We start from the raw sequence: 11664 nt of genomic DNA, 5'->3' as shown, positions 1-11664 counted from the left end.
AACGATGAAATACAATTTCAAAAACATAAGTAAGTTGATGTTAGCTTTTGTGGTACTTGGAAGTGCCATGAGCAGCTGTACAAAAAACTTCGAAGAATATAACAAAAACAACAACGGCCTGACAGATGAAGACCTGGCTGCCGATGGAAAAGATTTAGTACTATTCTTCAAAACAGCACAGATGGCCATCTACAATTTTTCTGGAGGTGGTGATCCAAATTCATATCAACTTCAACAAAATCTGAATGCAGACGTATTCTCTGGTTATTTCATGTCCCCTACACCTTTCAATAGCGGTCAAAATAACCTGAATTACGCTATGGTAAATGGCTGGAATGGTGAACCCTTTAAAGTACTTTACCTTGATGTGATCAAATCTATTGATAAACTACAAAAAAATGGATTGGATAAAAACTATCCAGCACTTGGCGGAGCCGCAAAAGTAATTAAGGTAGCTGCTGCTAATCGTGTAACTGATATTTACGGACCTATTCCATATAGCAAAGTAGGCACATCTGGAGATATTCCTTATGATAAGCAAGCTGATCTTTACACTGCTTTTTTCAAGGAATTGGATGAAGCGACGGAGGCTTTAAAGTCGTTTAATGCTCAAAGTCCAATGACCGACAAAATTGAAGAGATCGATTTAGTTTATCCGAATTTGGATAATCAGACACGTTTTAAGAATTGGTTAAAATTAGCGAACTCACTTCGCTTGCGTCTTGCTGTGCGTATTGTAAAAGTTGACCCTCAACTAGCAAAAGCACAAGCAGAGAAAGCGTTAGATCCAGCAAATGGTGGCATTATTGAAGCGAATAGTGAAAACTTCAAAGTAAAAGTTCCTACAGACGGTACATTCAGCAATCCCCTTTGGTTTATTTCAAAGAATTGGGCAGATACCCGTATGAATGCTTCTTTACAGTCATACATGACAGGTTACGGTGATCCACGTATTTCCAAATATATGGAGCCAGTACCAGTTGACAAACAGACAACCGGCTTCGCGGGCAAATACATTGGTATCCGTACAGGTGCAGCAGGTATTGAAAAAGACAAATACCAGATGTTATCAGCGCTTAATACGGGAGGAAGTACGCCGTCATTCACAGCAACTACTGCCCCAATTTTAATGACTGCTGCTGAAGTCTATTTTTTACGTGCTGAAGGCGCATTGAGAGGTTGGGCAAATGTTGGTGGAACAGCAAAATCACTTTATGAAAAAGGTGTTGAGACCTCTTTTGCACAATGGGGCGTAAGTGGTTTATCGGCCTATTTACAAGACAATACGAGTAAAGCTGCTGCTTACGTTGATCCATTCAATGCAAGCAATAATGCAGCTGCACCAACTAACTTAACTATTCAATGGAATGATGCAGCCTCTAATGAAGAAAAGTTGGAACGTATTATTACACAAAAATGGTTAGCGATCTTCCCAGAAGGACAAGAAGCCTGGAGTGAGTTCCGTAGAACCGGATATCCAAAATTATTCCCTGTTGCGGTGAATAATAGCGCTGGTCTTATTGACACTAAGATTCAGATCCGTCGTTTACCATTTCCACAAAATGAGTACAACACGAATGCAGCTGAGGTACAAAATGCCATTTCATTACTTGGCGGTGCTGATAACGGTGGTACACGTCTATGGTGGGATGTGAATAAAGGAAATTTTTAATCAACATCTTATCCTATTTAAAGGCTGCCTCTTCAATAAAGGGGCAGCCTTTTTTATTAATATGCGGAAAAAATATCTGATACCACATCACCGGACTAAATACTCCTTTTTAATTAACCGATACAACAACTTTAGCAATCATCTATAGTATTTTGCTAAATTTTTAAGTAAAATCCTTAAATTAGCAAAGTAGAAGAATGGCTGATTTATCTTTAATAACCCCAATAGAATATCTGAAAGGCGTAGGCCCTCAGAAAGCTGATGTAATTAAAAAAGAATTGCAGATTTTCACCATTGGTGACCTGCTCAGTTATTACCCTTTTCGCTATATTGACCGTACCGTATTTCATAAAATAAGACAACTGGATGCCGATATGTATTCGGCGCAAGTATTAGGGAGACTTATTGGGCTTAAAGAAGTTGGTGAAAAAAGAGCAAAACGTTTGGTTGGACAATTCAAAGATGAGACAGGGAGCATCGAACTGGTATGGTTCCAATCGATCACCTGGTTACAGAAATCATTAAAAGTAGGTTCCGCCTATGTGCTCTATGGCAAACCATCTGTATTTAATGGACAGATATCGATCACACATCCCGAAATGGAACCTTATCAAGCTCAGGTAAAAAACTTGGGTAACATGACCTTGCAACCTGTATATTCTTCCACTGAGAAACTGAAGAAGTTCAACTTAGACAGTAAAGGGATTCAAAAATTACAGCAGACTGCTTTAGAAACCGTATTTCGTCAACTCACTGAACAGCTACCTGCTTATTTATTGGCCAAGCATCAATTGATGGACCAAGCCAGAGCCACTGTTGCAATTCATTTTCCACAGAGTCAAGAGGAACTGACGCAGGCCATAAAACGTATCAAATTTGAAGAATTATTCTATATTCAGCTCAAATTACTAAAAAATAAACAGCTCAATACTAAAAAATTCAGGGGACAGATTTTCTCTAAAGTCGGCGACAAATTCAATACCTTTTTCAAAGAACGAATTCCTTTTCCGTTGACCAACGCACAGAAACGTGTCGTCAAAGAGATCCGACAGGATACTGTTACCGGCGCACAAATGAATCGTTTGGTGCAGGGCGATGTAGGATCTGGGAAAACAGTGGTTGCACTTTTAACTATGCTTTTGGCCATAGACAACGGTTTTCAAGCTTGCATGATGGCTCCAACAGAAATATTAGCAACCCAACACTATACGGGGCTAAAAGAGTTACTGGGAGAGGGTATCTGCAATATTAAATTGTTAACAGGCTCTACGAGTACTAAGCAACGCCGTATCATTCATGAAGAATTGGAAAATGGCACTTTGGATATCCTGATAGGAACCCATGCCTTAATTGAAGATAAAGTCAAATTTAAGAATTTAGGTTTTGTTGTTATTGACGAACAACACCGATTTGGAGTTGAACAGCGCGCTAAGCTTTGGCGTAAAAATAGCATTCCTCCACATATGCTCGTGATGACCGCTACCCCTATTCCGCGTACTTTGGCAATGACTATGTATGGCGATTTGGACATTTCGGTTATCGACGAACTCCCTGCGGGAAGAAAACCGATTAAGACAGTTCATTTTTTCGAGAGCTCCAGATTGCGCATGTTTGGTCTTATCCGTGAAGAAATAGCAAAGGGGAGACAGGTGTATGTTGTATTTCCACTGATCAAGGAAAGTGAGAAACTAGACTTATTATACTTAGAAGCAGGTCTAGAAAATATCCAACGTGAATTTCCGCTTCCTGAATTTAAAATCAGTATTGTCCATGGCAAGATGCCTGTCAAAGATAAGGATTTTGAGATGCAACGTTTTGTGAAACATGAAACCCAGATTATGGTTGCAACAACCGTAATTGAAGTCGGTGTTAATGTTCCCAATGCTTCTGTCATGATTATTGAAAACTCGGAACGATTTGGTTTATCACAGCTCCATCAATTGAGAGGACGGGTTGGTCGTGGTGCAGAGCAATCATTCTGTATCTTAATGTCAAGTAATAAGTTAAGCAAGGAAGGGAAGTTGCGATTGAATACTATGGTACGAACAAATGATGGATTCGAAATCGCAGAAGTTGATTTAGAACTTCGTGGTCCGGGCGATATTTCAGGTACGCAGCAATCTGGTGTACTGGAATTAAAACTGGCCAACCTTGCAACAGACCAACAGCTTCTGTCAGAAGCCCGAAATTCTGTTATTGATATCTTCAAGCAAGATCCAGAAATGACAGAAGAACGTCATGCATCACTCAGACAATACCTCGCTAGAAAAACGGACGGTATTGCATGGGATAAGATCTCATAAAGTACTTATCTCACTCCTATTCCATTATGCATTAGTCTGTAAGCTTCTTTAATAAAATTATAGGATCCGCTTTTGGCATAAAACAATTAAACTAAAAACGATTATCTTTGTATTATTATTGAGTCATCGTACTATGACGTCACATCATTTTCACGTCTTTTTGCAGTGCCCCTTGGCTTACTCATGCAAAATCTTAATAAGCAATACAAAATTAGAATAGAAAACAATGGCAAAAATCAAAATATACGACACCGCAGTAAGACCCGAAACAGCTTTACTCGTGAGTGTAATTCCTCAGGGATTAAGCGAGGAAAAAGCACACGAGTATCTTGAAGAATTAGAATTTTTAGTTCAAACTGCAGGCGGGATAACAAAAGGTATTATTACACAAAAATTAACTTATCCAGATCGCTCCACCTATGTAGGGGCAGGAAAATTGGAAGATATTAAAGCTTTTGTAATCGCAGAAGAAATAGATATGGTCGTTTTTGATGATGAATTATCTCCTTCTCAATTACGTAATATCGAACGTGAGCTTCAAGTTAAGATATTAGACAGATCAAATTTAATTTTAGATATTTTTGCAAGCCACGCTAAAAGTGCGCAAGCAAAAACACAAGTTGAATTAGCACAATTACAGTATTTATTACCCAGGTTGACAAGATTATGGACCCACTTGGAACGCCAACGTGGTGGTATCGGTATGCGTGGTCCTGGTGAAAGTCAGATTGAAACTGATAGACGTATTATTTTAAATAAAATAACTGTTTTAAAAGAACGTCTTGAACTGATTGACAAACAGAATGAAACACAACGTAAAAATCGGGGTGAAATGATACGTGTTGCTTTAGTCGGCTATACCAATGTCGGGAAATCAACCATCATGAACATGATTTCAAAATCGGATGTTTTGATTGAAAACAAATTATTTGCAACATTAGATACAACCGTTCGTAAAGTGGTGATTGATAATTTACCCTTCTTATTATCCGATACTGTAGGTTTTATCCGTAAACTTCCCCATCATTTAGTTGAATGTTTTAAATCAACATTAGACGAGGTCAGAGAAGCGGATGTGTTGATTCATGCGGTCGATATTTCACACCCAAATTTTGAAGATCATATCATCGCTGTTAATGAGACATTGAAAGATATTGGAGCTTTAGATAAACCGATCATTACGGTATTCAATAAAATTGATGCTTATGTACCGACAGTTGAAGAGGGTGAAGAAGGTGAAAAAACAGTAACATTGGAAGATTTTGAAAACAGCTGGATGGCCAAGAATGCTGATCCAGCAATCTTCATTTCAGCTACAAATAAAACAAACTTAGAGGAATTTAAACAAAAATTATACGATATCATTGTGGAAATTCACCGTGAAAGATATCCTTATAATAATTTGCTTTACTAATCCGAATTTATAAGTACTTAAAGTACGCTTGAAAGACAGAGTATACCCGATGTAAAATCAAGCGTGCTTTAATCATTTCAAACTGGGCTAAAACGCATATAGCCACATCACTATGCAAAATAAAAAAGTAACCTTTATCGATTGGGGCTTGGTTGACTATCAAGAAGCCTGGGATAGACAAGAAGAGATTTTTAATAAAACCTTAGCTGTAAAACATGAAAACCGTGTTAACAGTACAGAACTTCCAACGGAAAACTTTTTAATTTTCAACGAGCACCCTCATGTGTATACCTTAGGGAAATCTGGGAAACCTGAACATCTTTTATTGGATGAAAAGGCGCTCGAAGAGAAAGAAGCAACCTACTATAAGATCAACCGTGGCGGTGATATTACCTACCATGGTCCTGGTCAGATCGTTGGATACCCAATTTTGGATTTAGATAATTTCTTTACCGATATTCATCTTTATCTACGCACGTTAGAAGAGGCGATTATCCTAACGCTAAATGATTATGGAATTCAGGCAGGAAGATACCCAAGTTTTACGGGTGTCTGGATCGATGGGGACAACGAAAAGGCACGGAAAATCTGCGCGATGGGTGTCCGAGCAAGCCGATGGGTAACCATGCATGGATTTGCATTCAATGTAAATGCCGATCTAAGCTATTTTGGAAATATTGTACCCTGTGGTATTGACGACAAAGATGTTACCTCTATGGAGCGAGAACTGGGCTATAAACCCAATATTAACGAGGTAAAAGATAAGCTAAAAGGGCATATCGCCAATCTCTTCGCTATGGAACTGGTTTAAAATAAAAAAGGACTTACAAAAGCTGCAGGTCCTTTTTTATTTTATCCTTAATTGACTTTTCTAACAATAAAACATACATTCATAACGGACAGCTTTTCCATTTTCAAAAGTGATCATAAATAGGCCTGCGTCACCATCGGGAATTCGATAAACATGCGGGGCACCGATCCAGTCGGTCGAAACCAGATGTCCAAAATGTTTCACAAATTCCTTTTCATCATAATTCATATCGATGCGCTCCTCTCCCATCCACAAGGCAAGCTCATTGCTAAGGGTAGCCTGATATACAGAGCCAAAAACTTTCCCCTTTACATTTTCTTCAAATGCCACGATATTATTATCAGATCGATAATAATATACAGGTTCCCAACCGCATTCGGGCATATCCGGAATAACCGATACTTTTTGCATTTGAAGTTGCTTCATCTGACTTTCTGTTATCTTCCCATCATAAAGAAGCAATCCCTTCCAATCGAAATGCATCCGTAAAGATGTCACCTGCTGCTCCACCACATCGAATGCCGGACGAACTTGAAACCGATCTGCCAAATACAATTCAAAATCAATATCAACTTTCGGGTCCTGTAATCCAGCATTTTCAAATGACTCTTTCCAAAATGTCAATGCCTGTTTTAATTTTTTATCATCGGTCCAGGCAATTTCCCGGAGTCTTCCTACCCATAAAATTTCCTGTTTTTGATCCTTACCTTTTACTTTGAGGTAGTCTTTTAGCACTTTATCATAGGTCAATTCCGCACCTAAAAATTTTGCCTGAATAAATTCCGGTCTTTCATGAAAGTGATCACCCACATATACCCAACCGTCCGTGTAAAGCGGAAAGTAATCGATACAGATCAGCTCATTGAGTCTTGCTCTTCTTACTGCAGTACTTGATACATCTGGAGCTTTACGTACCCGTAATTCCGATACCTGAACAAAAAAATGAGGACATTGACTTCCTTGTGTACCCCGATAAAAATATTGCGCAGGTTCACCTGCTGATCGCTTGCCAAACATTGCCCGTTGGAGAGGTTGCTTCATTATAAACCCAATATCGCCGTTACTTACCTGCACTTTATATTGTGTTTTTGTAGAGTCCAGAACATATACAGGAGCTTCTGTCGGAAATATCCCCAGCAAATCCGTTTTGTTATTTTCGGTTCGATAGAGATGCCCCCATTCTGAAGTGTAAACAGGACGATCACCGGCTGATTGAGCAACAGCATCAAGTGTTGTAAAACAAAGTAACACAGCAAACAAACGATATAGTCTTCCTAACATAAATATGGTATTATTAATTACTAAAAGATCTTAGGAATGATAATTCTTCTATTCGACAGTTTACCTCCATGAGACAAAAATAAACGAAAACCACGGCAATAAAATCACTAGAATCCGTTATTTTTTAAATTATAATAACGAAATATTGTTCTATACAAATTTTCTTGAGGCAAGATCGGCCTAATCTATAGAAGCAGGTGCAATGATACCCGATACTATACCTTTTCCAAGAAACCAATTTGCTTTTCAAGGGCAAGAATTGTCTTCTCTTGTGTTCTTATCGTCTGTTCCAAAGCATTGATGACTTTATTCATTGCCTCGTCCATCTTAATTGCATTATCATCTGGGCGCTGCTTGGAATGCTCAAGGGGCCCCCTTTCATCACCGTTACTGTTCCTATACATTTCACCTGTACCCATCAGTAACCAGGTTGGACATATATCATTATATTTAGTTAAGATAGCTATCATTGCATCCGAACTAAGTGCTGAAAATTTTTGAACGCCTTTAAAGTTAGCATAAGAAAATCCCAAGCCTTCAAAAAAAATAGCTTTGCTGATCCCCTTACTTTCCGCAATTAATAGTACACGTTCCTTAACTCCCGACATGATTTCTCTTTTTTAACCTATACTTTATGATGCAATACAGCGCTCTCATCATTATAACCTCTTAACTCGCTATTTCTGCGTGTTATTTTACGCCATTTCAATATTACTTTATTCCTACTTAAATATCACACCGTATGGATTACTCCTTTTTTGACGATGTATTTTCCTGTTCGTAAACTGATAATTGTCGCTCCATGAAGGAAATTATCTTTTCCTGGGATTTAATTGTTGCATTTTGAGATGCGATTACTTGCTGTAAGGCATTAATCACAGCATTATTAATGCCTTCTTGCTCGGCAGTTAAGTAGGTCTCATTAAATTCTTTAACGATTGATTTAGCACATAACATCGATCCTTCACCTCTTAGTAACCATTCTGCTGAATAATCAGGATAATTTTCTAACAAGCTGATTAGCCACTTGGATTGAATATCTGTACCATTGTTCAGGGCTCTTGTGAAAACGCCTTTACTGGCCCCAATAGCAGCTTCTAAAGCAGAAACACTCATACCTTCCCGATCAGCAATAAGCTTAATTCTCTTCAAATAATCACTCATATATGCAAATTTAATCTTAAAATAATTTGTTTTGATTTAAAATAGTTCCTATATTAGTTTTATGAAGATAATTAAAACCATTTTAAACCAAAATTTCTATTATGAAAAATACGCAAAAGAAACTAAAAGCGAAACATTTTCGCTATTTAAGTAAAAAGAATATCAAAAATCCCATGGTCTACATTCGTGATTTTTTCCAACAGCAAACTGATATTATTAACTGGCAAAACGATATCAATCTCTTTGTAACAACTGGAGCTTATCCAGCGATGTCGACCGGTGGTTATTCCGAAAATGGCTACAATTGCCATCAAATGATTAAGCAGATGGAAATAGCTTATGTTATTTTTAAACAATGTGGACTACACAAACATAAGAATCCCTTAACATTATTTGACACAAGAAAAGATTACTTCAACTATTCGTATGGACCTGAATTCACTTGTAATAATAAAAAAAGTCCCTACGATTTGATTCGTAAGTTTTTCTCTTATCAGCCCTTACCAAAATGGTATAAAACCATGGATGACCTGATGGAACAGCTAACTTTAAAGAGATCTATCGGCGATGAACATTTCGGTGATAAAATTGTCGTTATTCGCGAGTTTCTCATTCGTCTGGCGTACGCACTTTATTACATCTATGAGAATGGAGGCATCACTATTCCTCTTCCTACCTATGTTCATATTCAATCTAGAAAACAACATGAAGAAGCGGAATCCAATAATGAAACAAATGAATCATTAGGCGGTCCTCATGATATACGAGATGAAGAAAAAATGTCGGAAATGAATTCAGCAGAACTGGAAACAAAAAATAAAGGCGCAAATTTAAAAGAAGACGCTACACAAAAAATAACAATACTCAATATGGAAGTGGTAGATCATCTTGATCCGGTAACCAATTTAGAAGATAACACTACATGTATTGAGCAAACCTTACAGTCGCCATAATCTTAAAAAACAGAGCAGTTAACGAAAAAATTATGTTATAAAATCGATAAATAATAAGGCGTCTGAATACAATGTTACATTTCATCTCCATATCTCACCAAAAAGATATGACAAGAAATAACACAAACTAAAATGTAGCAAATGAACACAAACACACAACCCTTGATATAGCCTTTCAGACAGCCTATTTAATGCTACCCAATAGCATAATAATCCAATATTATAATCATGAAAAGGAAAAAACTAACAGAGAGAGAGTTTAGCTATTTACCGAAGTATGCAATGAAGGATTATTCGAGATTTCTCCATTACTTACTAATCTTCCCCATTGCTCTGCAGACGATATATGCTGTGGGAGGAATAGAAAAATGTATGGACCATAAATTAAACTCAGGAATAAATTAGATAGCTAAAAAAGTAAAAGCCCTCTAAAATATGCTAGAGGGCTTTGTTATTTTCAGATATCATTTACTAAGATTTATTACGACCCACTATCGATCTGAAACTGCGTCTGGATAAGGAACAATAGCTTTAGTATTTTTAAAAATTGGCATCTGTGCATCTACATTTCGAAGATAAGCACCCAATTTATCTGATAACCTTTTTACGATTTTAGGATTATTCATCGCAAGATCTTGCTCTTCTCCGATATCGTTCTTGATATTAAACAGTTCTTTTTTCTGCGTTTTATGCCAATAGATCAGTTTCCAGTCACCGTCTCTCACTGTACTTGTTGCACCTATTCCAGGTCCAGTCTCGCCCCAGCTATTTGGATAGTGCCAATACATGGCCGATTTACGGTTTACCTGCTTATTCGCTTTCAATACGGAAACAAAATTTTCTCCATCTATGTGTTGCACAGTTTTTGTTTTTTTAACTCCTGCCATGTTCAATACTGTCGGAAATATATCCTCTATTATAACGGGATATTCCGTTACCGAGTTTTCTTTAACAACAGCGGGCCACTTAACCAGCATAGGTACTCTTATCCCACCTTCATATGCCGATCCTTTACCACTTTTTAAGGGTTCATTCCATCTGTGTTTTTTACCTGTTCTGCCACGATCCTGTATCGCATAACCACCATTGTCGGAAATAAAGAGGATGATCGTATTTTCAGTTAAATGTTTACTTTCCAAAAAATCCATCATATCGCCGAGGCTCTTATCCATACCTTCTACCATTGAAGCATATTGTGCTTCTACATGCGTGGCTCCTTTGTCAATATATTTCTGATAAAACCGCTTATCCGAATTAAAAGGTACGTGCACTGCATAATGTGACATATACAAAAAGAAGGGTTTTTGATTTGACAATGAGTCATTCAACACTTTTAGTGCTTTTTGCGTCAATGCTTCTGTCAAGAAGATATCCTGACCGTAATATTCTTCCAATCCCGGTACTCCCCAAGGACTTTTGGGCGTACCATCTTTATTATTTCCAAAATTTTCTGTTCCCAGAAAGCTACCAGGACCACCCGCTGCATGACCGGCAATATTCACATCAAACCCCAGATTTATAGGATCAGCTCCAGGTGTTCCTACAGCTCCAAAGTGAGCCTTTCCTACATGAACGGTTAAATATCCGTTTTCCTTTAATAGTTGGGGCAAGGAATTGACAAATATAGATCGCTCTATGGTATCCACAGGCTGCATACCATTTACGTTCCACAAAGGAAAATCCAACTCATCATCTTTCGCATCTACCGAAGCATTTCTGTTTAATGTCCAATTGGTCACCCGATGCCGTGCGGCATTCATGCCACTCATTAAACTTACACGGCTTGGAGAACAGACACTACTGGCATAAGCCTGTGTAAATTTCATCCCTTGACTGGCCAGACGTTCCATATTCGGTGTCTGATAAAAATTGTTCAACGGCGTTTTTTCTTTCCAAAAAGGAACCGAAGTATCTTCCCATCCCATATCATCTACAATAAATACGATAATATTCGGTCGTTCTTTCGTTTGGGCATGAACTTCGCCACTTCCGATTGCACAAGAAAATAATAACAGGAGGAAGGTTGATTTTTTAAATAGCATGTTTAGATTTATATGCTCTAATTT

Annotated in this window: 9 protein-coding genes; 5 read left to right on the top strand and 4 right to left on the bottom strand. The window is 37.8% G+C overall.

Going from position 1 to position 11664, the window contains the following annotated elements; translation table 11 throughout:
• Positions 1 to 4: 4 nt before the first annotated feature.
• The 4 genes from JAZ75_RS08935 to lipB all read left to right on the top strand — a co-directional run bounded on the left by JAZ75_RS08935 (position 5) and on the right by lipB (position 6200).
• Positions 5 to 1672 carry a RagB/SusD family nutrient uptake outer membrane protein gene (locus JAZ75_RS08935; RefSeq protein WP_208701337.1) on the top strand — a complete coding sequence of 556 codons (1668 nt, stop codon included), beginning with the start codon at positions 5 to 7 and terminating at the stop codon, positions 1670 to 1672.
• A gap of 197 nt (positions 1673 to 1869) precedes the next feature.
• Positions 1870 to 3975, top strand: a complete 2106-nt coding sequence (gene recG, locus JAZ75_RS08930) for an ATP-dependent DNA helicase RecG (protein WP_208701335.1) — start codon at positions 1870 to 1872, stop codon at positions 3973 to 3975.
• 226 nt (positions 3976 to 4201) lie between these two features.
• The gene (gene hflX, locus JAZ75_RS08925) at positions 4202 to 5389 is read left to right on the top strand and encodes a GTPase HflX (protein WP_208701333.1); all 1188 of its coding nucleotides are present in this window, start codon (positions 4202 to 4204) and stop codon (positions 5387 to 5389) included.
• Between the two features lie 112 nt (positions 5390 to 5501).
• Positions 5502 to 6200 carry a lipoyl(octanoyl) transferase LipB gene (gene lipB / locus JAZ75_RS08920; protein WP_021191966.1) on the top strand — a complete coding sequence of 233 codons (699 nt, stop codon included), beginning with the start codon at positions 5502 to 5504 and terminating at the stop codon, positions 6198 to 6200.
• Between the two features lie 60 nt (positions 6201 to 6260).
• Here lipB and JAZ75_RS08915 read toward each other — a convergent pair whose 3' ends face one another.
• The 3 genes from JAZ75_RS08915 to JAZ75_RS08905 form a co-directional block, all read right to left on the bottom strand.
• Positions 6261 to 7481 (bottom strand): hypothetical protein, encoded by a 1221-nt coding sequence (locus JAZ75_RS08915; protein WP_208701331.1) that lies wholly within the window; start codon positions 7479 to 7481, stop codon positions 6261 to 6263.
• A gap of 215 nt (positions 7482 to 7696) precedes the next feature.
• Positions 7697 to 8089 (bottom strand): hypothetical protein, encoded by a 393-nt coding sequence (locus tag JAZ75_RS08910; RefSeq protein ID WP_208701329.1) that lies wholly within the window; start codon positions 8087 to 8089, stop codon positions 7697 to 7699.
• Positions 8090 to 8228: 139 nt separating this feature from the next.
• A complete protein-coding gene (locus tag JAZ75_RS08905) occupies positions 8229 to 8645 on the bottom strand; it encodes a hypothetical protein (RefSeq protein WP_208701327.1) in 417 nt (138 codons plus the stop codon).
• A gap of 101 nt (positions 8646 to 8746) precedes the next feature.
• Here JAZ75_RS08905 and JAZ75_RS08900 point away from each other — a divergent pair, with 101 nt between their 5' ends.
• A complete protein-coding gene (locus JAZ75_RS08900; RefSeq protein WP_208701325.1) occupies positions 8747 to 9598 on the top strand; it encodes a hypothetical protein in 852 nt (283 codons plus the stop codon).
• Positions 9599 to 10089: 491 nt separating this feature from the next.
• Here the strand turns inward: JAZ75_RS08900 and JAZ75_RS08895 are convergent, their stop codons facing one another.
• Positions 10090 to 11640 carry a sulfatase gene (locus JAZ75_RS08895; protein ID WP_208701323.1) on the bottom strand — a complete coding sequence of 517 codons (1551 nt, stop codon included), beginning with the start codon at positions 11638 to 11640 and terminating at the stop codon, positions 10090 to 10092.
• Positions 11641 to 11664: the final 24 nt, after the last annotated feature.

The sequence above is a fragment of the Sphingobacterium sp. UDSM-2020 genome (assembly GCF_016132525.1).
Taxonomy (GTDB): Bacteria; Bacteroidota; Bacteroidia; order Sphingobacteriales; family Sphingobacteriaceae; genus Sphingobacterium; species Sphingobacterium anhuiense.
Note: the sequence above shows the minus strand (reverse complement) of the source record. Positions and strands in the feature narration are given on the sequence as shown.

Coding starts and splice junctions, on each gene's coding strand:
- JAZ75_RS08905 (WP_208701327.1), bottom strand. CDS start 8,645: ATGAGTGATTATTTGAAGAGAATTAAGCTTATTGCTGATCGGGAAGGT.
- JAZ75_RS08900 (WP_208701325.1), top strand. CDS start 8,747: ATGAAAAATACGCAAAAGAAACTAAAAGCGAAACATTTTCGCTATTTA.
- JAZ75_RS08915 (WP_208701331.1), bottom strand. CDS start 7,481: ATGTTAGGAAGACTATATCGTTTGTTTGCTGTGTTACTTTGTTTTACA.
- JAZ75_RS08935 (WP_208701337.1), top strand. CDS start 5: ATGAAATACAATTTCAAAAACATAAGTAAGTTGATGTTAGCTTTTGTG.
- hflX (WP_208701333.1), top strand. CDS start 4,202: ATGGCAAAAATCAAAATATACGACACCGCAGTAAGACCCGAAACAGCT.
- recG (WP_208701335.1), top strand. CDS start 1,870: ATGGCTGATTTATCTTTAATAACCCCAATAGAATATCTGAAAGGCGTA.
- JAZ75_RS08910 (WP_208701329.1), bottom strand. CDS start 8,089: ATGTCGGGAGTTAAGGAACGTGTACTATTAATTGCGGAAAGTAAGGGG.
- lipB (WP_021191966.1), top strand. CDS start 5,502: ATGCAAAATAAAAAAGTAACCTTTATCGATTGGGGCTTGGTTGACTAT.
- JAZ75_RS08895 (WP_208701323.1), bottom strand. CDS start 11,640: ATGCTATTTAAAAAATCAACCTTCCTCCTGTTATTATTTTCTTGTGCA.